This is a genomic window from Nocardia sp. FDAARGOS_372 (genome assembly GCF_002554515.1).
In the GTDB taxonomy this organism is placed as follows: Bacteria; Actinomycetota; Actinomycetes; order Mycobacteriales; family Mycobacteriaceae; genus Nocardia; species Nocardia farcinica.
Genome location: NZ_PDDW01000001.1, coordinates 1,023,902 through 1,045,562, shown reverse-complemented (window position 1 = coordinate 1,045,562; position 21,661 = coordinate 1,023,902). Strand labels below are relative to the sequence as shown.

General features: G+C 71.1%; 26 protein-coding genes. 12 read left to right on the top strand and 14 right to left on the bottom strand.

Annotation, left to right across the window (positions count from 1 at the left end):
- Positions 1–57 precede the first annotated feature (57 nt).
- On the top strand, positions 58–720 hold the full coding sequence (locus CRM89_RS05350; RefSeq protein WP_098083374.1) for a heme oxygenase (biliverdin-producing): 663 nt from the start codon (positions 58–60) through the stop codon (positions 718–720).
- A gap of 4 nt (positions 721–724) precedes the next feature.
- On the opposite strand, the gene CRM89_RS05345 is transcribed toward CRM89_RS05350, so the two are convergent.
- Together CRM89_RS05345 and CRM89_RS05340 are read right to left on the bottom strand one after the other, a co-directional pair.
- Positions 725–1,549 carry an IclR family transcriptional regulator gene (locus tag CRM89_RS05345; protein WP_011209004.1) on the bottom strand — a complete coding sequence of 275 codons (825 nt, stop codon included), beginning with the start codon at positions 1,547–1,549 and terminating at the stop codon, positions 725–727.
- An 82-nt stretch (positions 1,550–1,631) separates the two neighbouring features.
- Positions 1,632–1,844, bottom strand: a complete 213-nt coding sequence (locus CRM89_RS05340; protein WP_011209003.1) for a three-helix bundle dimerization domain-containing protein — start codon at positions 1,842–1,844, stop codon at positions 1,632–1,634.
- A gap of 177 nt (positions 1,845–2,021) precedes the next feature.
- Between CRM89_RS05340 and CRM89_RS05335 the strand changes: the two genes are divergently transcribed.
- Entirely contained in the window at positions 2,022–2,504 is a 483-nt protein-coding gene (locus tag CRM89_RS05335) for a nuclear transport factor 2 family protein (protein WP_011209002.1), read from the top strand.
- 120 nt (positions 2,505–2,624) lie between these two features.
- The gene (locus CRM89_RS05330) at positions 2,625–3,719 is read left to right on the top strand and encodes a YncE family protein (protein ID WP_098083373.1); all 1,095 of its coding nucleotides are present in this window, start codon (positions 2,625–2,627) and stop codon (positions 3,717–3,719) included.
- A 98-nt stretch (positions 3,720–3,817) separates the two neighbouring features.
- On the opposite strand, the gene CRM89_RS05325 is transcribed toward CRM89_RS05330, so the two are convergent.
- Together CRM89_RS05325 and CRM89_RS05320 are read right to left on the bottom strand one after the other, a co-directional pair.
- Positions 3,818–4,891, bottom strand: a complete 1,074-nt coding sequence (locus CRM89_RS05325) for a diacylglycerol kinase (protein WP_098083372.1) — start codon at positions 4,889–4,891, stop codon at positions 3,818–3,820.
- Positions 4,892–4,893: 2 nt separating this feature from the next.
- On the bottom strand, positions 4,894–5,685 hold the full coding sequence (locus tag CRM89_RS05320; protein WP_098083371.1) for an SDR family oxidoreductase: 792 nt from the start codon (positions 5,683–5,685) through the stop codon (positions 4,894–4,896).
- A gap of 130 nt (positions 5,686–5,815) precedes the next feature.
- On the opposite strand from CRM89_RS05320, the gene CRM89_RS05315 reads away from it, so the two are divergent.
- Complete coding sequence (locus tag CRM89_RS05315; RefSeq protein WP_098083370.1) at positions 5,816–6,700, top strand: helix-turn-helix domain-containing protein; 885 nt, start codon at positions 5,816–5,818, stop codon at positions 6,698–6,700.
- A 19-nt stretch (positions 6,701–6,719) separates the two neighbouring features.
- Here CRM89_RS05315 and CRM89_RS05310 read toward each other — a convergent pair whose 3' ends face one another.
- The gene (locus CRM89_RS05310) at positions 6,720–7,139 is read right to left on the bottom strand and encodes a hypothetical protein (RefSeq protein ID WP_098083369.1); all 420 of its coding nucleotides are present in this window, start codon (positions 7,137–7,139) and stop codon (positions 6,720–6,722) included.
- Positions 7,140–7,207: 68 nt separating this feature from the next.
- Here CRM89_RS05310 and CRM89_RS05305 point away from each other — a divergent pair, with 68 nt between their 5' ends.
- From CRM89_RS05305 to CRM89_RS05295, 3 genes are all read left to right on the top strand, one after another.
- Positions 7,208–7,735, top strand: a complete 528-nt coding sequence (locus CRM89_RS05305; protein ID WP_086847849.1) for a DinB family protein — start codon at positions 7,208–7,210, stop codon at positions 7,733–7,735.
- A 75-nt stretch (positions 7,736–7,810) separates the two neighbouring features.
- Positions 7,811–8,482 carry a FadR/GntR family transcriptional regulator gene (locus tag CRM89_RS05300; RefSeq protein ID WP_060591693.1) on the top strand — a complete coding sequence of 224 codons (672 nt, stop codon included), beginning with the start codon at positions 7,811–7,813 and terminating at the stop codon, positions 8,480–8,482.
- A complete protein-coding gene (locus tag CRM89_RS05295) occupies positions 8,479–9,288 on the top strand; it encodes an ABC transporter ATP-binding protein (protein WP_098083368.1) in 810 nt (269 codons plus the stop codon). The genes CRM89_RS05300 and CRM89_RS05295 overlap by 4 nt, the downstream gene beginning before the upstream one ends.
- A gap of 17 nt (positions 9,289–9,305) precedes the next feature.
- On the opposite strand, the gene CRM89_RS05290 is transcribed toward CRM89_RS05295, so the two are convergent.
- On the bottom strand, positions 9,306–9,959 hold the full coding sequence (locus tag CRM89_RS05290; RefSeq protein ID WP_086847847.1) for an HAD family phosphatase: 654 nt from the start codon (positions 9,957–9,959) through the stop codon (positions 9,306–9,308).
- A 122-nt stretch (positions 9,960–10,081) separates the two neighbouring features.
- On the opposite strand from CRM89_RS05290, the gene CRM89_RS05285 reads away from it, so the two are divergent.
- The gene (locus CRM89_RS05285; RefSeq protein WP_041560095.1) at positions 10,082–10,744 is read left to right on the top strand and encodes a PaaI family thioesterase; all 663 of its coding nucleotides are present in this window, start codon (positions 10,082–10,084) and stop codon (positions 10,742–10,744) included.
- Here CRM89_RS05285 and CRM89_RS05280 read toward each other — a convergent pair whose 3' ends face one another.
- From CRM89_RS05280 to CRM89_RS05270, 3 genes are read right to left on the bottom strand one after another with little or no spacing between them, the layout of a single operon-like run.
- Positions 10,745–11,908, bottom strand: a complete 1,164-nt coding sequence (locus CRM89_RS05280) for a sulfotransferase (protein WP_098083367.1) — start codon at positions 11,906–11,908, stop codon at positions 10,745–10,747.
- Positions 11,909–11,925: 17 nt separating this feature from the next.
- Complete coding sequence (locus tag CRM89_RS05275; RefSeq protein WP_011208990.1) at positions 11,926–12,702, bottom strand: SDR family oxidoreductase; 777 nt, start codon at positions 12,700–12,702, stop codon at positions 11,926–11,928.
- A complete protein-coding gene (locus tag CRM89_RS05270) occupies positions 12,702–13,862 on the bottom strand; it encodes a hypothetical protein (protein WP_098083366.1) in 1,161 nt (386 codons plus the stop codon). Before CRM89_RS05270 ends, CRM89_RS05275 begins: the two co-directional genes overlap by 1 nt.
- Positions 13,863–13,946: 84 nt before the next feature.
- Here CRM89_RS05270 and CRM89_RS05265 point away from each other — a divergent pair, with 84 nt between their 5' ends.
- Genes CRM89_RS05265 through cysC form a run of 3 tightly spaced genes read left to right on the top strand, consistent with a single transcriptional unit; the run spans position 13,947 to position 17,637 of the window.
- Positions 13,947–14,834 (top strand): helix-turn-helix domain-containing protein, encoded by an 888-nt coding sequence (locus CRM89_RS05265; RefSeq protein WP_086847843.1) that lies wholly within the window; start codon positions 13,947–13,949, stop codon positions 14,832–14,834.
- 32 nt (positions 14,835–14,866) lie between these two features.
- On the top strand, positions 14,867–15,799 hold the full coding sequence (cysD, locus tag CRM89_RS05260; RefSeq protein ID WP_011208987.1) for a sulfate adenylyltransferase subunit CysD: 933 nt from the start codon (positions 14,867–14,869) through the stop codon (positions 15,797–15,799).
- The gene (gene cysC, locus CRM89_RS05255; RefSeq protein ID WP_098083365.1) at positions 15,799–17,637 is read left to right on the top strand and encodes an adenylyl-sulfate kinase; all 1,839 of its coding nucleotides are present in this window, start codon (positions 15,799–15,801) and stop codon (positions 17,635–17,637) included. The genes cysD and cysC overlap by 1 nt, the downstream gene beginning before the upstream one ends.
- An 11-nt stretch (positions 17,638–17,648) precedes the next feature.
- Here the strand turns inward: cysC and CRM89_RS05250 are convergent, their stop codons facing one another.
- On the bottom strand, positions 17,649–18,008 hold the full coding sequence (locus tag CRM89_RS05250) for an Rv2640c family ArsR-like transcriptional regulator (protein ID WP_011208985.1): 360 nt from the start codon (positions 18,006–18,008) through the stop codon (positions 17,649–17,651).
- Positions 18,009–18,104: 96 nt separating this feature from the next.
- On the opposite strand from CRM89_RS05250, the gene CRM89_RS05245 reads away from it, so the two are divergent.
- On the top strand, positions 18,105–18,611 hold the full coding sequence (locus CRM89_RS05245) for an ArsI/CadI family heavy metal resistance metalloenzyme (protein WP_060593371.1): 507 nt from the start codon (positions 18,105–18,107) through the stop codon (positions 18,609–18,611).
- A gap of 91 nt (positions 18,612–18,702) precedes the next feature.
- Here the strand turns inward: CRM89_RS05245 and CRM89_RS05240 are convergent, their stop codons facing one another.
- From CRM89_RS05240 to CRM89_RS05225, 4 genes are all read right to left on the bottom strand, one after another.
- Positions 18,703–19,116 (bottom strand): arsenate reductase ArsC, encoded by a 414-nt coding sequence (locus CRM89_RS05240; protein ID WP_098083364.1) that lies wholly within the window; start codon positions 19,114–19,116, stop codon positions 18,703–18,705.
- A 14-nt stretch (positions 19,117–19,130) separates the two neighbouring features.
- Positions 19,131–20,231 (bottom strand): ACR3 family arsenite efflux transporter, encoded by a 1,101-nt coding sequence (arsB, locus tag CRM89_RS05235; protein ID WP_098083363.1) that lies wholly within the window; start codon positions 20,229–20,231, stop codon positions 19,131–19,133.
- A complete protein-coding gene (locus tag CRM89_RS05230; protein WP_098083362.1) occupies positions 20,228–20,605 on the bottom strand; it encodes a helix-turn-helix transcriptional regulator in 378 nt (125 codons plus the stop codon). The genes arsB and CRM89_RS05230 overlap by 4 nt, the downstream gene beginning before the upstream one ends.
- A gap of 69 nt (positions 20,606–20,674) precedes the next feature.
- Positions 20,675–21,580: an alcohol dehydrogenase catalytic domain-containing protein gene (locus CRM89_RS05225; protein ID WP_098083361.1), complete on the bottom strand. Its 906-nt coding sequence runs from the start codon at positions 21,578–21,580 to the stop codon at positions 20,675–20,677.
- Positions 21,581–21,661: the final 81 nt, after the last annotated feature.

Genomic DNA, 21,661 nt, shown 5'->3' with positions numbered 1-21,661 from the left:
GGTCAGGGCTGCCGGAGACCCCGGCAGCCCGCGGGTGATTGCGAGGTGCCATCGAAGATGTCGGAAGCCGTACCTTTTTCGACGCGTATCCGCACCGCGACCGAGCGCCAGCACGCCGAGGCGGAGAACTCCACGTTCATCACCGACATGCTCGGCGGGCATCTCGGCATCGATTCCTATCACCGCTACACCGGCCAGCTGTGGTTCGTCTACCGGGCGCTCGAAGCACGCATGGACGAGCTGGCCGCCGATCCGGTCGCCGGGCCGTTCATCCGGCCCGAGCTGGCCAGGACGGCCGAACTCGAGCGCGACCTCACCGCGCTGATCGGCCCCGAGTGGCGCGCGGACCTGACCCCGCTGCCCGCGACCGCCGCCTACGCCGCGCGCATCGAGGAGTGCGCCCGCGAGTGGCCCGCCGGGTACGTCGCCCACCACTACACCCGCTACCTCGGTGATCTGTCCGGCGGGCAGGTCATTCGCGGCACCGCCGAGAAGTTGTGGGATCTGCCGCGCCGCGGGGACGGGGTGCGCTTCTACGTCTTCGACGACATCCCCAACCCGGCGGCCTTCAAGCGGGAGTACCGCGCGCTGCTCGACCGGTTGCCGGTCGACGAACTCGAGCGCCGCCGGGTGCTCGACGAGGGCAAGCGCGCTTTCGAGTTCAACGCCGCGGTCTTCGCCGAACTGGCCGCGGAGTTCCCGGTGCGCCGGCCCTCCTGATCCGCTAGCGCAGGCGTTCGTGCCGGGGGAACAGCGCTCGCCCGGCCTCCTGCGCCGCCTCCGACAGCATCCGCGCCAGCCGCGCGGTGTCCAGGGCGCCGCGTTCCCCACCGACCTGACCGGACAGCGACAGCGCCGCGGCCGCCGCGCCGCGGCCGCGCACCGGCACCGCGACACAGCACACGCCGTCCACCGATTCCTCGTTGTCCACGGCGACGCCGCCCTGGCGCACCCGCACCCGGGCCAGCTCGCGATGCAGTTCCGCGCGGTCGCCGATGGTGCGCGCGGTCAGCTGGGGCAGCTTCTCGCGCAGCGCGGCCTCGACGATGCTGGGCTCCAACGTGGCCAGCAGCGCCTTGCCGAGCGCGGTGCTGTGCGCGGGCAGGCGGGCGCCGAGCCGGGTCGGGATCGCGGCGGCCTGCCGTCCGCCCGCCTTGTCCAGGCACAGCACGTCGCGACCGTCGAGGACGGCCAGGTGTCCGGCCATCCCGGTGCGCTGGCACAGATCCTGCAACAGCGGGCTCACCGCCTCGCGGATCTCGTTGTGGTCGGCGGCGAGGCCGCCGAGCTCGAAGGCGCGCAGACCGAGCCGGTAGCCGCCGGGCGCGTGCGCGAGCCAGCGCAACCGCACCATCTGGTCGAGGATGCGGTGCACGGTCGACCGCGGTAGCCCGGTGCGCTCGGCGACGCCGAGCAGGGTGACGGTCGGGGTGTCGGCGTCGAAGGCGTCCAGGATCGCCGTCATCCGCTCGATCATGGATACCGGCGGCGCCGCCCGGCCCGCCCCCGCCCACCCGGATTCGGGATGGCTCACCATCTCGACCGACATGACGCACCTCTCTTCGTACCGCGGGGCCAGCATAAGAGGAATGCGCCGGGGCGGGCGGGGTTCGGGCCGTTTCCGCCGCCGCTCAGCTCGTGCGCTCGCGCAGCCACTCCCGGGTGTAGCGCTCGGCGAGCAGCGGCAGGAAGTTGTCGAGGGTGGCGTGGTCGGCGATGTGCTCGTAGGTGTCCTGTAGGAACTGTTCGATCTCCGCGTCCGGGACGGCACCGCCGAACTCGCGCTCGAGCCGGTCGGCGGCCATCTTCAGGGCCAGGTCGTGATCGAGGCTGGGTGCGGTCACTGGTGTGCTCCTCCGCGTGTGTGTCGGATCGGTCCCCGGTGGCCACGGCGCCGGTTCCGGCGCAGGCGGCCGTTCCTCGGGTACCCCGCGGGACGCCGCGCTATCCCCGGCCTCGCTTCGCGCCACAAATTAGAACACGTTCTTGTCGAGTGGCGCAGGGCGTGCCAGGCTGAGCGGATGGATCTGGCAGCAATCGAAGACGTGCGCAGGCTCAAGTACCGCTACTTCCGCACGCTCGACCTCAAACTCTGGGACGAGTTCGCCGACACCCTGGCCGAGGACGCCGTCGGCCGCTACGGCACGCACGCCCTCGGCGAGCCGCTGGCGTTCGAGGGCCGCGCGGCCATCACCGAATTCATGCGCGCGAACCTGGGCCCCGCCATCGTCACGGTACACATCGCCCACCATCCCGAGATCACCGTCGACGGCGACACCGCCACCGGTTCGTGGGCCTTCGAAGACACCGTGATCGCCACCGAATTCGGCGCGCTGATCCGCGGCGCGGGCTACTACAGCGACCGCTACCGCCGCGACGCCGACGGCAACTGGCGCATCGTGGAAACCGGGTACCGGCGCATCTACGAGTCCAGCCAGTCGCTGGCCGACACACCGAGTTTCGCGTTGCTGTCGAACATGTGGGCCACCCCGACCGGGCAGTAACCTGCCTGCGATGCGCGACCGTGTGGGTTGCTGGGTAAGGTGACCGGTCGACGGTAACGCTTGCGGCGGCGGCGTTTCCGGGGAATAGTCCGTTCGGATACCCACACGAAAGGTCCGAGGATGGCAATCCGGTTCCGGCGTCGATCCGGGCGCGCGTTCGCGCTCGCCGCGGTCGTCCTGTCGCTGCTCGCGCCTGCCGCGGGCGCCGACGAGGGTGCCGACATCGCCTACGTTCCGGTCATGGGCGAGGGCGCGGTGCTCGTCGTCGACACCGCCGCCGACCAGGTACGGGCCCGCATCGACGGTGTCGGGGCGCAGGCCGCGGCCGTCGCCGCCGCCCGCGACGGCAGGCAGCTGTACGTGCAGTCGGCCAATCCGCCGTTCACCGGGCCGGACGACATCGCCGTGGTGGACCGGACCAGCAACACCGTCACCGCCCGCATCCCGATCAGCGGCACCGACGGCATGACCGAGCCGATCGCCGACCCGGTGCGCGACCGCGTCTACGTCTTCACCGCGCGTCCGTCGATCGACGTGCTGGACACGGTGAGCAACACCCTGATGCGCTCGATGCCGTTGCCCGCCATCCCCTTCGCCGCCGCCATCTCCCCCGACGGCGGCAAGCTGTACACCGTCTTCGCCGACTCGACCGCCGCCGTGTTCGATCCGGAGACCGGCTTCCAGGTGGGTGAGCGGATCCAGATCGACGGCTCGCTACCCGCCTCCGCGGCGGTCTCCCCCGACGGCCGCAAGCTCTACACGCTCAACGTGCTCGGCGACAACGTCTCGGTGATCGACACCCAGAGCTGGACCCGGTTGGGCGCCATCGCCTTCGCGCCCGGCAGCGCACCGGTGGCGGGCGCGATCAGCCCGGACGGGACGCGGCTGATGGTGGCGACCCTCGGCGCGGACGCGGTCCAGGTCATCGATCTCGCCGCCGACCGGGTCACCGGCACCGTGCCCGTGGACGCGCCGCTGTCGGTGGGCTTCACCGCCGACGGCGCCAAGATGTACGTCGGCAGCCTCGGCACGCACGTCGCCGCGCCGTTCACGGTGCCCGCGGCCGCGCTCGACGCCACCACCCTGCTGCACACCTATCTGCGGACCGACCCGCACGCGGGCGCGCTGGTGCCCTTCCACACCGCCACATGGCAACCGGCGGGCGCCCCCATCCCCACCGGTTCCGGCCCCGCCTCCGGCGCCTTCCTCGACTGAACGAGCCGGAGCGACACCGCGTTCCGGACCGACCCCCCGCGTTCCGGCGGCCGATGAGGTGACCGCCGGAACGCATCGGAGAGCGCCGGGCTCTCCGATCAGGAGGGTGGTACGGCGGGCCGCGTGATCAACGGCAGGTCGAGCGCGGTCAGCAGGCCCGGTGGTGCGGCGACGACCGCGGGCACGGCGTTGACGATGCGCATCGCGGTGGCCAGCAGGGTGGCGAAGTTGTGGTCGCCGCGCGGGCTCGACGTCACCAGGTCCAGCACGTAGCTCGGGTCGCCGGTGAGCTCGACCCGATAGCAGCCCTGCGGATGCGGCGGCTGCGGCCAGTCCGGGCACAGATCGGGTCGCAGCCGGGTGACGTGTTCGAGCACCGTCACCGCCCGGTCCCCCACCATGCCGCGCACCTCGAATCGCAGTGCGGCGGCGGTGCCTTCGGCGATGTGGCCGGTGGCGATGTCGAAAGACTCCGGTGCGGGCACCCGCTCGTAGGTCTCGGTCACCGCGTCCAGCCGCACCCCGATACCCGCGGCGAGCTGACGCACCACACTGCCCCATGCCAGCGACAGCACGCCGGGCTGCAACAGCATCGGGGTCTCGTCCATCGGCTTGCCGAAGCCCATGATGTCGACCATCACCGCGCGGTTGTCGTAGCTGGCGTAGTCGACGATCTCCAGGCAGCGCAGCTGGTCGATGCGCAGGCAGGTGCCCGCCAGCGCCAGCGGCAGCAGATCGTTGGCGAAACCGGGGTCGATCCCGTTGACCCACAACGAGGCACCACCGTCGGCGGCGGCGCGCAGCACCGGCTGCAGCAGGTCGTCGGGGAGCACGTCGTAGGGGTATTGGAAGAACACCGGGGCGCAGGCCACCACGTTCACCCCGGCGGCGAGCAGGGTGCGCAGGTCCTCGACGGCCTCCAGCAGCCGGTTGTCGGTCATGGCGCAGTAGACGACGCAGTCCGGGCGCAGGGCCAGGATCTCGGCGACGTCGGCGGTGGCGGTCACGCCGGTCGGGGTGTCCAGGCCCGCGAGGGCGGCGGCGTCCTTGCCCGCCTTGTCGGGTCCGGAGACGTGGACGCCGACCAGGTCCAGGTCGGGGGCGGCGACGATGCCGGCCAGCGCATGCCTGCCGACATTGCCGGTGCCCCACTGCACGACTCGTACGCTCATGGTCACAGGTCCGGGATCGGGATGGCGAGATTGGGCTGGATCAGGCCGCCGTCGGGTTCGAGCACCTTGCCGGTGAGGTACTTCCCGGCGGGCGAGACCAGATACAGGGCGGCCGCGGCGATGTCGGCGGGCTCGCCGATGGTGTGCAGCGGGGTCTTCGTCTCGAGTTCGGTGCGCAGTTGCTCGTTGCCCGCGACCACCTCGAGCGAGGAGGTGAGGATCGAGCCGGGGGCGATCGCGTTCACCCGGATGCGCGGGTTCAGGTCCAGGGCGGCCAGTTTCGTGTAGTGCGCCAGCGCGGCCTTGGCGGTGCCGTAGGCGGCGAAGGCGCGACCGGGCAGGCGGCCCATGGTCGAGGTGATGTTGACGATCGAGCCGCCGTCCGCGGTGGCCAGCATGTGCGGCACGGCGGCGCGGATCAGCGCGTGCGCGTTGGCGACGTTGAAGGTGAACGCCTCGATCATCGCCTGCGGGGTGGTGTCCAGCAGCGGCGAGGGCATGGCGCCGCCGACATTGTTGACCACGATGTCGAGCCTGCCGAACCGCTGCACGGCCGCCTCGGCGAGCCCGGCGGCGGCCTCGGGGTCGCTCAGGTCGGCGGCAACGACGTGCGCCTGCCTGCCCGCGGCCGTGATCTGCTCGGCCACCTCGTCGAGTTGTTGCTTGGTGCGCGCCGCGATCAGCACGTCGGCGCCCGCCTCGGCGAAGGCCACGGCGATGGCGCGGCCCAGGCCGCGGCCCGCGCCGGTGACGACGGCGACCTGCCCGTCTATCCGGAATCGGTCGAGAATCATGTGTGCTCCGATCGGCGCCGCATGCGGCGGCGGTAGACGACGTCGAATACTGATGTCGAATATTCGACAGGTAATGTTCTATATTCGTCATCGTAGGTCGGTGCCAGGAACGGACACAAGGGGTTCGCCGATGACGGATACGCAGACGGGCGCGGTGCGCTCGCCCTCCCCGCCGACGCGGCGGGTGGTCGAGATCCTGACGTTGCTCGCCGGTGCGGCCGAGCCGCTTCCCGTGGCCGCCATCGCCGAACGCCTCGGCATCGCCCGCGCCACCGCCACGGCCGTGCTGGCCGAACTCGATCTCGCGGGCTGGGCCGTGCGGGTGCCCGACCGCGGGTACCGGCTCGGACCCGGCCTGCTCACCCTCACGGGCCCGCTGCTGCCGCCCGAGGTCGGGGAAATACTCCAGGAACTGGCCACCGAGGCGGGCTGCGGCGCGACGCTGAGCCGCATCGAACCCGACGCGCTGACGGTGCTCGACGTCCGGCACGGCCCGGACCGGATGGTGCCGGGAATCCCGGTCGGCCACCGGATTCCACTGCGGTTCCCGGCCGGGGCGGCGGTGATGCCGTGGCGGCCCGCCGCCGAGCAGAACACCTGGCTGGCCACCACCGCCGACGCCGACCGACGGACCGCGGGCGCGCTGCTCACCCTGGTGAAGGACCGCGGCGTCGCCGTGTTCCGTCCCCGCTCCGACGACGCAGGCACCGTGGACCTGCTCGCCGATCTGCTCGCGGCCGTGGGCACCGAACTGCTGCACCCGCACCTGCGCACCCGGGCCCTGCGCCAGCTCACCGCCCTCACCGCGCGTCCCTTCACCCGGCACGAGCTCGACGGTGACGAGCAGCTGCCGCTGAGCTACCTGGCCGCGCCGGTGTTCGACGGCGCGGGCACGGCCGCCTACGAGGTGCAGCTCGGACCGCTGCGTGCGACGACCACCAGGGCGGATCGGGACCGGTACATCGCCATCACCCTGGCGGCCGCCCGGGCGTTGACCGCCGCGCTGAGCGGGTGAGCCGACGCTCCGCGCGCCGCTAGCCGGGCGGCGGGTCGGCCGGAGCGTCGTCGTCGCCCAACAGTTCGTCGGCCCGGCGGAGCGCGTCGTCGAGTCCGTCCTCGAACTCGCCGAGCGCGTCGAGAAGTCCGAAGCCGTCGAGCAATTCGCTCATCTCGCCGCGGACGGTCTCGAGTTCGGCGATCGCGGGGTCGATGCGCGACCACGCCGGGGACTCGTCCCAGCGGTCGTCCCGAACGAGCCAGGCGACCAGGATGTCGCGCACCCAGCGGTGATCGGCGGTGTACAGCTCGTACCGGTCACCGCCCGCGCGCCGGTATCGCAGGTGGTAGAGCGCCTCGGGAAGGTACTCCGCCCGGATCCAATCGTCCTCGGCCCGCGCGAGTTCCAGGTGGGGACGGCCCTCGCCGGGGTCCGGTGCGCGGGATTCGGGACGCATCGGGTCAGTCTGCCCGATTCCGCGCCGGGCGGCACCGCGGCGGCCGGCGCCCCGGTTACCCTCGGAGCGTGACGTGGACCGCGCCCGAAGTGACCCGCACCAGCGCCCCGACCGACGGCGGCGAGCGAGAGTTGTTGCAGGGCTGGCTCGATCGGCATCGGCGCACACTGCTGTGGAAGTGCGCGGGACTGGACGCCGCCGCCCTGCGCCGCCGCGCCGTGCCGCCGTCACGGATGTCGCTGCTCGGCCTCGTCCGGCACATGAGCGAGGTCGAACGCGGCTGGTTCCGCCTCGCCGCCGCCGAGACCGACCTCGACTACCTCTACTGCAGCGAGGCGAATCCCAGCGGCGATTTCGAGGACATCGACGACGCCGACCCGCGCACGGCCTTCGCCACCTACCACGCCGAGGTGGCCGCGGCCGACGCCGCGATGGCGCCCCTGCCCCTCGACCACACCTTCGTCTTCCCCCGCGGCGGAACCGGCACCCGCTACACCGTCCGCTGGGTCTACCTGCACATGATCGAGGAGTACGCCCGCCACAACGGCCACGCCGACCTGCTGCGCGAACGCATCGACGGGCGCACCGGCGACTGAGGCCCTGCCCGACCCACCGGCCGCCGGATGTGCTTCGATGGAGGCAACTCCTCAGACAAGCAGAGAGGCAGGGTGATGGTCCCGCAGGTGAGACGGCATCCGCTGGCCGCGCAGACGGCCGAGCTGTTGCTCGAACGGATCCGTGCCGGCGAATGGGCGCTCGGGCACCGGTTGCCCGGCGAGACGACACTGGCGGCCCAGCTCGGCGTCGGCCGCTCGACGGTGCGCGAAGCGATCCGCGAACTCGCGGGCAAGGGCGTGCTCGACAGCAGGCAGGGCGCCGGGGTGTTCGTCACCGCCCTGGACGTGACCGAGGACTGGGACGCGATGCTGCGCCGGGCCGACATCGCCGCCGTGATCGAGGCACGCATCGCCATCGAGGCCGAGGCCGCCGCGCTCGCCGCCCGGCGGCGCACCCCCGCCGACCTGCGCGCGTTGCGGCGCAGCCTGGCCGCGCGCGAACCGCACGGGGAGCCGATCCCCGACCACGTCGACGCCGACATGGCCTTTCATCGCACCGTGGTCGTCGCCGCGCACAACGACGTGCTCACGCAACTGTTCGACACCTTCCTCCCCCGGCTGCGCCCGGCCATGATCGACATGCTCGCCATCCGCCCGGTCCCCTCCGAACAGGCCGACCACGCCGCGCACGCCCGCCTGGTCGAGGCGATCGCGGCCGGCGATCCCACCGCGGCAGCGGAATTCAGCCGCGCCCACCTCACCCAGCTGAAGGCGGCCTTCGCATGACCGACCCGGTGCTCGAACTGATCGATGTGACCTTCCGGCGCGAGGGCCGCACCATCCTGCACGGCATCTCGCTCACCGTGCGCCCCGGCGAGCGCTGGGCGCTGCTCGGCCCCAACGGCGCGGGCAAATCCACGCTGCTCGGTTTCTGTGCCGCGAACACCTTCCCGACCACCGGCACCGTGCGCGTGCTCGGGCAGCAACTGGGCCGGGTGGAACTGGCGCGGCTGCGCCACGACATCGGCCACGTGAACCCGCGTCATCCGCTGCGCTCCCCGCTGAGCATTCGCGAGGTCGTGCTCACCGGGCTCACCGCGACCGTGGATCTGCCGATGCGCTGGACCCCCGGCGCCGACGACCTGCGGCGGGCGGAGGAGATGATCGACACGGTCGGCCTGTCCGGCAAGGCCGACAACGGGTGGCCCACCCTCTCCCAGGGCGAACGTGGCCGGGCCCTGATCGCCCGCGCCCTCGTCGCCGAACCCCGCCTGCTGCTGTTCGACGAGCCGACCACCGGCCTGGACGTGGCCGCCCGCGAACAACTCCTGGAGACGATCGCCCACCTGGACGACACCCACCCCGACGTCGCCTCGATCCTGGTCACCCACCATCTCGAAGAACTGCCGACCACCACCACCCACGCCCTGCTCATCGCCGACGGCCGTACCGTCGCCGCCGGTCCCGCCGCCGACACCATCACCACCGCGACCGTCACCGCGGCCTTCGACCACCCCGTCGAGGTCGGCTACGACCGCGGCCGCTGGAGCGCCCGCGCGCACGCCGAACCGCTACGCGCCTACGCGGGCTGAACCGGCGCGGCCGCACCTCACCCGCCGGCCACCAGCGCGGGGGTGAGCGCGGTCGGATCCGTCACCAGCGCGCTCGCCAGTGCCCGCGCGTCCGGGTCCAGCGGGTACTCGGGCCGGGGCACGGCGATCACCCGCATGCCCGCCGCGTGCGCGGAGCGCAGGCCGTTGCTCGAATCCTCCACCGCCGCACAGGCTTGCGGCGCGACACCGAGCTTGTCGGCGACGGCGAGGTACACATCGGGTGCGGGCTTGCCGCGCGCGACCTCCTCGGTGGACAACGTCACCGTGAAGTGCTCGATCAGCCCGGTGCGGCCGAGGACGGTGTCGATCAGCGCGCGCGGGGAGGAACTGGCCAGGCCGAGCGGAAAGTTCTCGCTCATCCGCCGCACCGCCTCGACGGCGCCGGGCAGCAGCGGCACCGCGCGGTCGTAGTGCTGCGACATCAGCGCGATCACGTCGGCGGCGACCCGGTCGGGTGGCGCGTCGACACCGAGCTCCCGGCTGAGGTAGGCCGACCACTCCCCCGTGCTCATGCCCATCAGCCTGCGCTGGGTGTCCGGTTGCCAGGTGCCGCCGTGGTCGGCGATGTAGGCGCGGCGCACCCGCTCCCACACCGGTTCGGAATCGATGAGGACGCCGTCCATGTCGAACACGACCGCTGTGATCTGCATCGCCCTGCCACACCCCTTCGCCGTCGGGACACCAACCACGGTGCTCGACGCCCAGCGTAGAGGCCGTGGCGGGCGCGACCCACCGGTCGGCGCCCGGCAACCAACCGGATACCGTTGTCCTCATGACCGAGGACCACACCGCCGACCCGCTGCCCACCGCCGAGCACCACGAGGGCGGCTTCCGGCCGATGTGGGAGCAGATGGTGCGCGACTCCGATTTCAGCCGGGGCGGACCCTACTTCGGCGAGTTCGTCGAGCAGGTGCGCATCCTCATGGACCAGGCCCGGGTCGCCGCCCCCTCCGACGACCTGGCGCTGGAACTGATCGGCCAGCTCAAGGAACTCAACGCCAAGCTGGCCGACGCGGTGGTGGACGAGTGGTCGACCCCGACCTGGACCCGCCACGATCTGCCCGCCCGCGGCAACGTCACGCTGCCGCCCTTCCGGGTGCAGCGGGCCAGCCGCAAGGGCGTGGAAACCGCCATCACCTTCCGCACCTTCCACCTCGGCGGCAACGCGGCCGCGCACGGCGGCCAGATGGCCGTCGGCTTCGACGAGCTGTGCGGCATGGCCGCGGCCATCCACGCCGGTTCGGTCACCCGCACCGCCTCGCTGACCATCGACTACCGCTCCATCACCCCGCTCGACAAGGAGCTCACGCTGCGGTCGTGGGTGGAGAACCAGGAAGGCCGCAAGGTGTGGGTGCGCGCCACCCTGCACGACGGCGAACGCCTGTGCGCCGAGGCGCACGGGCTGTTCATCGTGCTGCGGCCCGGTCAGGCCTGATCACCGGTCGGGAAAGTACACCGCCCGGTAGTCGGCGAATCGCTCGTCGACCTGATCGGCGGTGAGGCCGAACTCGGCGAGGGTGTACTGGTGGGCGGGCCGCGCCGCTCCCGAGGTGGATTCGCCGTGCAGTGCCCGCATGGCCGACTCGGCCTCGGCGGTGAAGGTCATCCCGAACCGGTCGTAGATGCCGCCGATGGCGCCGATCGGGTCGGCGACGAAGTCGTCGTAGTAGACGTCGGCGAACTGCGCCTGGTCGTAGCGCTTGCGGTCCTCCTGGAATCGGTGGGCCCCGCGCGCCCACAGGTCCAGCTGGGTCTCGCCGACGACCGGCCCGCGGAACTTCTCCGACCAGCCCTCGGTGGCCTTCTCGTTGAGGCTGCACACCGAGGCGATGATGGTGCGCGGATCGCGGTGCATCTGCACGACGAGTGCGTCCGGGTAGACGGCCATGAGCGCGTCGAGGGCGAACAGGTGGCTGGGATTCTTCAGCACCCAGCGCTTCTCGGCGTCGGGCAGCCCGATCAGTTGCAGGTTGCGCTTGTGCCTGCGATAGGCGGGCGTCCAGTCCTGCTCGCGCAACCACGCCGAGTAGGTGGGCAGGTAGGCCAGGCATTCGTAGGACACCGACATCGCCGACTGGCGCAGCAACTGCCAGCACTCCTCCACCTGGTCGGCGGAGATGTGGTGGACACCCATGAATTCCGGGTGTTCGACGTGGTGTTTGGCGAAGGCCGCTTCGATCCGCTGATACACCGGGTTCTCGGCCCAGGTCTCCCGCGGTGGGCGCGGCTGCGGCATCTCGGTCAGCCACATCTCCAGGCCCTGATGCGCCAGGTCGGCCTCGAGCAACCGGTGCACCGCCGTGGTGCCCGACCGCGGCAGGCCGGTGACGAAGACCGGTCGCTCGACGGCGACCTCGGCGTGCTCGGGGTGCCGTTGCCAGGCGTTCTCGCTGAGCAGCCGGGCGATCAGCGCGCCGCGCAGGAAGGCGCGGTTGACCTTGTTGCCGAAGGGGGTCAGCTCCGCGTCGCGGTGGTAGGAGTCGAGCAGCACGCCCAGCCCCTCGCGGTAGTCGTCGGTGCCGAAGTCGTCGAGCCCGACCACCTTGCTCGCCGAGGCGTGCAGATCCTCGACGGTGCCGACGTCGTCCCTGCCGATCATGTCCTGTGTTCTCCTCATCAGTGGTGGTACTCGCCCGCGTTGACGTCCAGGCACGCGCCGGTGATCGCCCGCGCCAGCGACGAGGCGAAGAACACGACCGCGTCGGCGATCTCGTCGGGTTCGGGCAGCTTGCGCAGGTCGATGGTGCTCGCGGTCTCGGCGTAGACCTCCTCGGCGGTGATGCCGCGCTGCTCGGCCAGGTAGTTGAAGTACCACTTCAGGTTGTCGGCCCAGATATAGCCCGGCGCCACGGAATTGACGCGGATGCCCTGCGGGCCCAGCTCGGTGGCCAGGCTCTGGGCGAGTGCGAGCAGGCTCGACTTGGCCATCTTGTAGGGGCCGAAGGTGCGCCGGGAGTGGTGCAGCACGGCCGAATTGATCATCACCACCGAGCCGGTGGACGCGGCGAGGTCGGGGATGAAGGCGCGGGTCAGCCGCAGCGCCGCCAACACGTTGGTCTCGAAGCCCGCGCGCACCTGGTCGAGGTCGACCTCGGCCAGGTCGGCCAGCGGCGGGATGGCGAACGCGTTGTTCACCACGGTGTCCACCCGACCGAACTCCGCGCGGGTGGTCTCCACCAGGGCGCGCACCGCGTCCTCGTTCCTGATGTCGGTGGGCACCGCCAGGGCCCGCCTGCCCAGCTCGCCGATCTCCTTCGCCACCTCGGTGAGCCGCGATTCGGTCCGCGAGGCCAGCACCACGTCTGCGCCGGCCTTGGCGCTCTGCACCGCGATCGCCCGGCCCAGTCCCGGACCCACGCCGGAGACGACGACCACCTTGTCCTGCAACAACATCAGCCCAGCATCCTCTCCGCGACCGCGACCTGACGCGCGGCGATCCGCGCCTTCCACTCCTCGGGGGTGACCCGGGCGTCCTCGTAGTAGGGCAGCCGCGCGGGCAGCTCGTCCATCGGCACGATCTCCACGGTCGGGCCGTCCTCGGGTTTCAGTTCCCGGGAGAGCCGCTGCCAGCGGAACTGGAGGTAGCCGCGGGCGTGCCCGGTGCGTTCGATCCAGTTGACCAGGCCGGGGTCGCGTTCGGCGACGACCAGCCGGATCATGCCGTCCGGGTCCACCCGGGCCTGGTCGGCGTTGAGGCTGGTCTGGTGATTGATGTAGTCCAGCGAGATGTACCACATGCTGCCCAGCTGGAAGCCCTGGTAGGGCGCGTCCGACTTCGGGACGGTGATGATCATCGCCTGGTCGTCGGTGAGGTCGTAGTGGCCGACCGAGGAGAACTGGGTGGCCAGGCCACCGGGGGTGGGGCGCGGTTCGGTCATCGTGTTCACCGGCAGGTTCAGGTAGAACCACTCGGGGAAGGCCAGGAAGGTCCGCAGCCGGGAGACCAGCATCTTGCCCGCGATCTCGTACCGCTTGGCGAGCAGATCGCGGCTGGGCGCGGGCGGCGCCACACCGATGGTGTCGACGCGCTGGATGCGCAGGCTGCCCGGCTGCTCGGACCAGTCCCCGAACACCTCGCGGACCACGAGCATGGCCGAATCCTCGGCCAGGTGCACGTAACCGCGACGGCCGGGCCCGGGCCCGAGGCGCAGTTCGTAGCTGCCGTCCGGGGCGATGTCGAGTTCGCGGTCGTCGAAGGCCGTCTCGCTGTCGGGCACGTCGACCGGCGAGTAGTTGCCGTTGAGCACCTGGAAGCTCAGATCGCGGGTGGTGCCCCGGCGCCCGGTGACGACGTATTCGGCGTCCGGGCGCAGGAACGTGTGGAAGTAGAGGGTGTCCGGATTGTCCAGACCCATCTTGGTGTACTGCGCCGTGGAGCGGGCGAAGAACGGGAAATCCCGGTCGTAGGCCCACGCGAGCTGCATGCAGGCGCGGATACTGCCCGCGAGGTAGTCGTAGCCCTCGACGAGATCCTGCTCGGTCCGGATATGCGGCGCTTCGGTGATGATCTGCTCGGCGGCGGCCATGGCGTCCGCGAACGGTTGGGTCAGCAAGAGGCTCTCTCCGGTGTTCCAGATATGTACCGCTCTGGTACATTTCGATGGAAGCAAGATTAGAACCTGTTCTAGGAGTTGTCCATGACCGCGCGCAGATCCGCACCGACCGCCCGGGTGATCCAGGTGCTGGACTTCCTCGTCGAGCAGCGCGGCAAGCGCTTCGGCCTCTCGGAGCTGGCGCGGGCGCTCGACCTGGCCAAGCCCACCTGCCTGGGCATCCTCAACGAGCTCACCGCCGCCGGCTACCTGGTGCGCGACCCGCACCTGCACACCTACGGCCTCGGCCCCGCCCTCATCGCCGCGGGCCGGGTGGCCCAGGACAGCTTTGCCATCTCCGCCATCGCCCGCGCCGAGCTGGCGAAACTCAGCGAGACCTACCGCACCACCTGCACCGCCTCGGCGGTGGTCGGCGACCGGATCTCGGTGCTGGAGAGCACCGGCCCGGGCATGGTGAAGGTGGGCGCGTCCTATCACTTCGCCCCGCCGGTGGGCCTGATGTACGTGCTCTGGGACCACGACGCGGCACTCGACGCCTGGCTCGCCCTGCCGCCTGCGGTCCCGCTGGAACAGGACGAGACACGGTTGCGCCAGGTGGTGGCCGAGTGCCGGGAGCGCGGCTACCTGGTGGAGAGCCTCACCACGGCCGGGCGGCGGCTCTACGCGCTACTGGCCGGTGTCGCCGACCGAGACCTGCCCGCCGAGCTGCGCGAGATCGTCGGTGAACTGGTCACCAGCCTGGGCGAACGGGTCTACCTCGGCGCGGATCTTCGCCCGCGCAAGGAACATCCGGTGAGCCTGCTGGCCGCCCCGACCTACGGCGGGGACGGCAGGCAGAACATGGTGCTGACGATGTACGTGGGCGCCTCGATCACCGGCGCGGAGATCCACCGCCGCGGCAGCGCGCTGGTGGCCGCGGCCGACGCGGTGACCGCCGCCTCGGGCGGACGCAAGCCCGCGCGCACCCATTGACCTAACACAGAAACGTGTTCTAGTTTTCAAGCGTGAGCCAGTACGCGAAGTCGACGGCGAACACCTACGAGCTGCCCCATCTGGACACGCTCGAGGCCGAGTCGGCACACATATTCCGGGAAGTCGCGGCAACCTTCGAACGGCCGGTGCTGCTGTTCTCCGGCGGCAAGGATTCGGTGGTGATGCTGCACCTGGCGGCCAAGGCCTTCTGGCCGGCGCCGCTGCCGTTCCCGGTGCTGCACATCGACACCGGGCACAACTTCGACGAGGTGATCGAGTTCCGCGATCGCACCGTCGAGCGCCTGGGCCTGCGGCTGTTGGTCGGGCGGGTGCAGGACGACATCGACGCGGGCCGGGTGGTCGAGGAGACCGGGCCGCGCGCATCCCGCAACCGGTTGCAGACCGCCACCCTGCTGCGCACGATCCGCGAGGGCGGATTCGACGCGGTGTTCGGTGGCGCGCGCCGCGACGAGGAGAAGGCCCGCGCCAAGGAGCGCGTGTTCAGCTTCCGCGACGCCTACGGCCAATGGGAACCGCGCAACCAGCGCCCCGAACTGTGGAACCTCTACAACGGCAGGCATCGCCGCGGCGAACACATCCGGGTGTTCCCGTTGTCGAACTGGACCGAACTCGACATCTGGAGCTACATCGCCGCCGAGGGCATCGACCTGCCCCCGCTGTACTACGCGCATCGCAGGCCGGTCGTGCAGCGCGACGGAATGCTGTTGGCGCACACCAGGTTCCTGCACCTGCTCGACGGCGAGCAGCCCTACGAGGCCACCGTGCGGTTCCGCACCGTCGGTGACGCCACCTGCACCGGCTGCGTCGAGTCGGCCGCCGCCACCCCCGCGGAGGTGGTGGCCGAGGTCGCCGCCGCGCGGATCACCGAACGGGGCGCCACCCGCGCCGACGACCGCATCTCCGAGGCGGGCATGGAAGATCGCAAACGAGAAGGGTACTTCTGATGGCCGCCACCACCCTGTTGCGCCTGGCCACCGCGGGCAGCGTCGACGACGGCAAATCCACCCTCATCGGCAGGCTGCTCTACGACTCCAAGAGCCTGTTCACCGATCAGCTCGCCGCCGTGGAGCGCACCAGCCGCGACCGCGGCGACGCCTACCCCGACCTCGCGCTGCTCACCGACGGCCTGCGCGCCGAACGCGAACAGGGCATCACCATCGACGTCGCGCACCGCTACTTCGCCACGCCGCGGCGCAAATTCATCATCGCCGACACCCCCGGCCACATCCAGTACACCCGCAACATGGTCACCGGGGCCTCCACCGCCGACGTCGCGCTGATCCTGGTGGACGCCCGCAAGGGCGTGGTGGAGCAGACGCGCAGGCACGCGTTCCTGGCGAGCCTGCTCGGCATCGGGCACCTGGTGCTGTGCGTGAACAAGATGGATCTGGTCGACTGGTCCGGCGCGCGGTTCGGCGAGATCCGCGACGAATTCGCCGGTTTCGCCACCAAACTCGACGTCACCGACCTCAGCTTCATCCCGGTGTCGGCCCTGCAGGGCGACAACATCGTGCACCGCGGCGCGAACATGCCGTGGTACGAGGGCACTCCCCTGCTGCACCACCTCGAGGAGGTGCACATCGCCTCCGACCGCAACCTCATCGACGCCCGCTTCCCCGTGCAGTACGTGACCCGCAGCCACGCCAAGGACTTCCGCGGCTACGCGGGCACCGTCGCGGGCGGGGTGTTCAAGCCCGGCGACGAGGTGACGGTGCTGCCCTCGGGACTGTCCACCACGGTGGCCGCGATCTGGGGGCCGGGCGGCAAGCCGGTCACGGAGGCGTTTCCGCCGCAGGCGGTCACCGTGCAGCTGAGCGATCAGCTCGACGTCTCCCGCGGCGACCTGATCTGCCGGCCCGCCAACCGCCCGCAGGTGGGCCGCGACATCGACGCGATGGTGTGCTGGTTCGCCGAGGACACCCAGCTCACCCCCGGCGCCCGCTACACCCTCCAACACACCACCCGCTCGGTGACCGCCGAGATCCGCCGCCTGGACTACCGGCTCGACATCAACACCCTGCACCGCGACGATTCGGCGCCGTCGTTGTCGCTCAACGAGATCGGGCGCATCCAGCTGCACACCCGCCAGCCCCTGCTGTTCGACCCCTACCGGCGCAACCGCACCACCGGCAGTTTCATCCTCGTCGACGACGCCACCGGCAACACCGTCGCCGCAGGCATGATCAGCGGCCCCACCCTGCCCACCACCCAGGTGGTGTGGCATTCCACCGCCGTCGGCAGGCAGGAGCGACCCACCCGCGGGGCCACGGTGTGGCTGACCGGCCTGTCCGGCTCCGGAAAGTCCACGGTGGCGGTGGAATTGGAGCGCAGGCTGGTCGCGGAGGGCCGTCCGGCCTTCCTCCTCGACGGCGACAACCTGCGGCACGGACTCAACGCCGATCTCGGCTTCTCCGCGGCCGACCGCGCCGAGAACGTGCGCCGGGTCGGCGAGGTCGCCCGCCTGTTCGCCGACGCGGGCGTCATCGCGGTGGTCTCCCTGATCAGCCCCTACCGCGCCGATCGCGAGCGGGCGCGCGCCGTGCACGAGGCGGCGGGCCTGCCGTTCGTCGAGGTGTTCGTGGACACGCCGCTGGAGATCTGCGAGTCGCGGGATCCGAAGGGGATGTACGCCAAGGCACGCGCCGGGGAGATCTCGGGGTTCACCGGCATCGATGACCCCTACGAGGCGCCGGAGTCCCCGGCGCTGGTGTTGCGTCCCGAGGACGGCGACCCGGCCGCGATGGCGCGGGCGATCCTGACGTTGCTGGAGGACCTGGCGTGACGGGCTGACTGCTACCGGCAGCAGTTCGGGTCGAGGACGACGCAGAGGGCGGCGAGTGCGTCGCGGTGGACGCGGTGCACGACCGTCATGCCCTGGCGTTCGGAGGTGACCAGCCCGGCCTTGCGGAGCTGACCCAGGTGGTGGCTGACCGTGGACTCGGCGAGGCCGACGGCCGCGGCCAGTTCTCCCCCGTTGCGTCCGGTGTCGGCCCCGGCCAGCAGCAGTGACACGAGCTTGACCCGGACCGGGTCGGCCAGCGCCTTCAACCGCAGCGCGACGTGCAGGGCCGCCTCGTCGTCGACCGGTCCGGCGGCGACCGGCGGGCAGCAGACCGGGGCGGTCATGTCGATGACGGGCAGTGCTTTCGGCATGACCCCATCCTACGCACTGTATTGACATATGTCGAAAAGGTGGCAGACTCATGCCTGTCCAGCTTTTCGACATATGTAATACAGGTGGTGATTCCGATGTCCCGAGTCCAACTCGCGCTCAACGTCGACGATCTCGAGCAGGCGGTCGGCTTCTATTCGACGCTGTTCGGCGCCGAACCGGCCAAGCGCAAGCCCGGATACGCGAACTTCGCGATCGACGAGCCCCCGCTCAAACTGGTGCTCATCGAGAATCCCGGCCGGGGCGGCAGCGTGAACCACCTCGGCGTGGAGGTGGACTCCTCCGAGCAGGTGCACGCCGAGATCGCGCGCCTGTCGCAGGCCGGCCTGTTCACCGAGGAGCAGATGGCCACGACGTGTTGCTTCGCCACCCAGGACAAGGTGTGGGTGACCGGTCCGGACGCGGAGCGATGGGAGGTGTACACGGTGCTGTCCGATACCGAACACTTCGGCGCCGCACCGGAATCGACCGAGCGGGATGATCGGCAGGCCGTGCGGGCGTGCTGCGGTTCCGGCGCGTCCGCCGAGGGAGACGGCGGGACCGAGCCGACCGTGTCGTGCTGCACGCCGTCCGCCGTGGGCTGACGGCCGCGACCGCCGGCGCACCCCGCATTCCGCCGCGAGCACTCCGGCCGCTGCGGCGGCGGACCGCGCCTGCCCGCCCACGCCATGCCGATCAGGCGCGGTCCGGCACCAGTTCGGCGACGAGTTCTTCGATCCTGGCACGGATTTCGTCGCGGATGGGCCGGACCGCGTCGATCCCCTTGCCCGCCGGGTCGTCCAGTTTCCAGTCGCGGTAGGTGGTGCCGGGCAGCACCGGGCAGGCGTCGCCGCAGCCCATGGTGATGACCACATCGGCGGCGTCGACCGCCGCGTAGGTGAGCCGCTGCGGGCGGCGGGCGGCCAGGTCGAGGCCGACCTCCCGCATGGCCTCGACGGCGACCGGGTTGATGTGGTCGGCGGGATCGCTGCCGACCGAATCCACCTCGACGGCAGCACCGGCGAGGTGGGCCAGGAATGCGGCGGCCATCTGCGAGCGTCCGGCGTTGTGGACACACACGAACAGGACGCGAGGCTTGTGGTTGCGCATCGCGGACGGGCCTTTCAGCTGGTGGGCATGTCGACGGTGGCCGGGGTCGGCCGGGATCCCCCGCCGGTGCGGAAGCGGGGGCGCAGGGCCAGCGAGACGTAGACCAGGGCGACCAGGACGGGGACTTCGATGAGGGGTCCGACGACACCGGCGAGAGCCTGGCCGGACGTGGCGCCGTAGGTGGCGACGGCGACGGCGATCGCGAGTTCGAAATTGTTGCCCGCGGCGGTGAACGCCAGCGTGGTGGTGCGCGCGTAACCGACTCCGAGCGTGGCGCCGAGCAGATAGCCGCCACCCCACATGAGGGCGAAGTAGACCAGCAGCGGTAGCGCGACCCGGGCCACGTCCAGCGGCTGGGCGGTGATCCGTTCGCCTTGGAGAGCGAACAGGATGACGATGGTGAACAGCAGGCCGTAGCGCGCCCACGGAGCGAGCGCGGGCAGCAGCCGGCCCTCGTACCAGTCGCGCCCCTTCGCCCGCTCCCCGAGTCGCCGGGTCAGGTAGCCCGCCGCCACCGGGACGCCGAGGAAGATCAGCACCGAGCGGGCGATCTGCCACGGCGAGGCGTCGATGGCGGCCTGCTCGAGGCCGAGCCTGCCGGGCAGGACCGACAGATAGAACCAGCCGAGCACAGCGAACATGAGGACCTGGAACACCGAGTTCAACGCGACGAGCACGGCGGCGGCCTCACGGTCACCGCAGGCCAGATCGTTCCAGATGATCACCATCGCGATGCAGCGCGCGAGCCCGACGATGATCAACCCGGTGCGGTACTCGGGCAGGTCCGGCAGGAAGATCCAGGCCAGTGCGAACATCAGCGCGGGCCCCACGACCCAGTTCAGCAGCAGCGATCCGGCCAGCAGGCGACGATCACCGATGACGGTGTCGAGGCGGTCGTAGCGCACCTTCGCCAGCACCGGGTACATCATGATCAGCAGTCCCGCCGCGATGGGCAGCGAGATGCCGTCGATCTCGATCGCGCTCAGCACATCGCCGAGTCCCGGCACCAGCCGCCCGAGCAACAATCCCGCCGCCATGGCGGCGCCGATCCACACCGGCAGCAACCGGTCCGGTGTCGACAGCTTGCCCACCACCGCGTCCGGCGCGGTGGTCACGCGGGCACCTCGTCACCGCGGCGCGCCGGCACCGGCAGCACCTGCGACAACCGCGCGAAGGCACCGGGCACCACCCGGTAGTACACCCAGGACGCGCGCCGCTCGCTGGTCAGCAGGCCCGCCTCGCGCAGCACCTTCAGGTGGTGGGAGATGGTCGGCTGGGTCAGCTCGATCCCCGCCGAGAGATCACAGACGCACGCCTGCTGGTCCGCGCGGGAGGCGATCGAGCTGAGCAGCCGCAACCGCACCGGATCCGACAACGCCTTGAACACCACGGCCAGCTCGGCCGCGGCCTGCTCGCTCAGCGGCTCCCGCACCAGCGGAGCCGCCGGGCAGGCGTCGACGGGGGCCACCGGAAGCGACGGATTAGACATGCATCGATATTGATCGATGTCGAATCAATCGGCAAACCGGCGCGAATCCTCCGACCCGCCGGCGACCCTTCACGGCGCCAGCACGTACTTCCCCCGGACCCCACCTTTGGCGACGGCGCGGTGCGCGGCGGCAGCCTCGCTCAGCGGGACCACGGCGTGCACGCGGGTGGGCAGGACGCCGCGCGCCGCGGCGTCGAGAAGTTCGGCGAGCCGTGCGGTGTCGGGGCGCGTCTCCACCACATCGACGGTGATGTCGCGTTCGGCGGCGGGCGCCATGCCGGGGCGCACGCCCAGATAGGTGCCGCCGTCCCGGATCAGGGCGAGGGCGGGTCCGCCCAGCGCGGCGGCGTCGGCCACGGCGTCGAAGCCCGGCGCGGGTGCGGTGGTGAACTCGGCGCCGAGGCCGCGGAGGAAGGGTTCGTCCTCGGCGCGGGCCAGGCCGGTGACCTGCCAACCGCGGTCCCGGGCGAGCGGCACCAGATAGGCGCCGACGGTGCCCGCCGCGCCGGTGATCAGCAACCGGCCCGGCCCGTCGCCGAGCAACTCGGCCAGCTGCGACGCGGCCAGGCCGTTGATGCCGACGGTGGCGGCGGTCGGCAGGTCGAGCGCATCGGGCACGGGGGCGACGGCGGCGGCCGGGACGACGAGCTGTTCGGCGTAGGCGCCCAGGTCGCGGTCGAAGCCGGTGAGCACACCGGCGACCCTGGTGCCGACCGGCAGGTCGACACCCGCGCCGGCGGCGGCGACGGTCCCGGCGAAATCCCAGCCGATCCCGACATGATCGGGCTGGTGGATGAGGCCGAGTTGGTGGAAGAGCCCACCGACGGTGCTCAGATCCACCGGATTGACCGTGGCGGCGGCGACGGCGACCCGCACCTCACCGGGTCCGGGTGCGCTGACGGGCAGCTCGATGAGCTCGATGGCGTCGGGTCCGCCCGGAGTGCGGACAACGGCGGCGCGGAAGGTGGGGGACATCGGGTCTCCTCTGGTGTGCAACGGCTGTCCACTCCACAATGGAGCGGTAACTCTCCCTCGGGAAGTAGGCACCTGAAAGTG

What these genes read in the sequence shown, in the direction of transcription:
- CRM89_RS05250 (WP_011208985.1), bottom strand. Translation starts at nt 18,008, where the DNA reads ATGCCGAAAGCACTGCCCGTCATCGACATGACCGCCCCGGTCTGCTGC.
- CRM89_RS05240 (WP_098083364.1), bottom strand. Translation starts at nt 19,116, where the DNA reads ATGCGCAACCACAAGCCTCGCGTCCTGTTCGTGTGTGTCCACAACGCC.
- CRM89_RS05265 (WP_086847843.1), top strand. Translation starts at nt 13,947, where the DNA reads ATGACCGCGCGCAGATCCGCACCGACCGCCCGGGTGATCCAGGTGCTG.
- CRM89_RS05325 (WP_098083372.1), bottom strand. Translation starts at nt 4,891, where the DNA reads ATGAGCGTACGAGTCGTGCAGTGGGGCACCGGCAATGTCGGCAGGCAT.
- cysC (WP_098083365.1), top strand. Translation starts at nt 15,799, where the DNA reads ATGGCCGCCACCACCCTGTTGCGCCTGGCCACCGCGGGCAGCGTCGAC.
- CRM89_RS05225 (WP_098083361.1), bottom strand. Translation starts at nt 21,580, where the DNA reads ATGTCCCCCACCTTCCGCGCCGCCGTTGTCCGCACTCCGGGCGGACCC.
- CRM89_RS05345 (WP_011209004.1), bottom strand. Translation starts at nt 1,549, where the DNA reads ATGTCGGTCGAGATGGTGAGCCATCCCGAATCCGGGTGGGCGGGGGCG.
- CRM89_RS05295 (WP_098083368.1), top strand. Translation starts at nt 8,479, where the DNA reads ATGACCGACCCGGTGCTCGAACTGATCGATGTGACCTTCCGGCGCGAG.
- CRM89_RS05300 (WP_060591693.1), top strand. Translation starts at nt 7,811, where the DNA reads ATGGTCCCGCAGGTGAGACGGCATCCGCTGGCCGCGCAGACGGCCGAG.
- CRM89_RS05320 (WP_098083371.1), bottom strand. Translation starts at nt 5,685, where the DNA reads ATGATTCTCGACCGATTCCGGATAGACGGGCAGGTCGCCGTCGTCACC.
- CRM89_RS05280 (WP_098083367.1), bottom strand. Translation starts at nt 11,908, where the DNA reads ATGATCGGCAGGGACGACGTCGGCACCGTCGAGGATCTGCACGCCTCG.
- CRM89_RS05230 (WP_098083362.1), bottom strand. Translation starts at nt 20,605, where the DNA reads ATGTCTAATCCGTCGCTTCCGGTGGCCCCCGTCGACGCCTGCCCGGCG.
- CRM89_RS05310 (WP_098083369.1), bottom strand. Translation starts at nt 7,139, where the DNA reads ATGCGTCCCGAATCCCGCGCACCGGACCCCGGCGAGGGCCGTCCCCAC.
- CRM89_RS05335 (WP_011209002.1), top strand. Translation starts at nt 2,022, where the DNA reads ATGGATCTGGCAGCAATCGAAGACGTGCGCAGGCTCAAGTACCGCTAC.
- CRM89_RS05350 (WP_098083374.1), top strand. Translation starts at nt 58, where the DNA reads ATGTCGGAAGCCGTACCTTTTTCGACGCGTATCCGCACCGCGACCGAG.
- CRM89_RS05275 (WP_011208990.1), bottom strand. Translation starts at nt 12,702, where the DNA reads ATGTTGTTGCAGGACAAGGTGGTCGTCGTCTCCGGCGTGGGTCCGGGA.
- CRM89_RS05245 (WP_060593371.1), top strand. Translation starts at nt 18,105, where the DNA reads ATGTCCCGAGTCCAACTCGCGCTCAACGTCGACGATCTCGAGCAGGCG.
- CRM89_RS05330 (WP_098083373.1), top strand. Translation starts at nt 2,625, where the DNA reads ATGGCAATCCGGTTCCGGCGTCGATCCGGGCGCGCGTTCGCGCTCGCC.
- CRM89_RS05290 (WP_086847847.1), bottom strand. Translation starts at nt 9,959, where the DNA reads ATGCAGATCACAGCGGTCGTGTTCGACATGGACGGCGTCCTCATCGAT.
- CRM89_RS05315 (WP_098083370.1), top strand. Translation starts at nt 5,816, where the DNA reads ATGACGGATACGCAGACGGGCGCGGTGCGCTCGCCCTCCCCGCCGACG.
- CRM89_RS05285 (WP_041560095.1), top strand. Translation starts at nt 10,082, where the DNA reads ATGACCGAGGACCACACCGCCGACCCGCTGCCCACCGCCGAGCACCAC.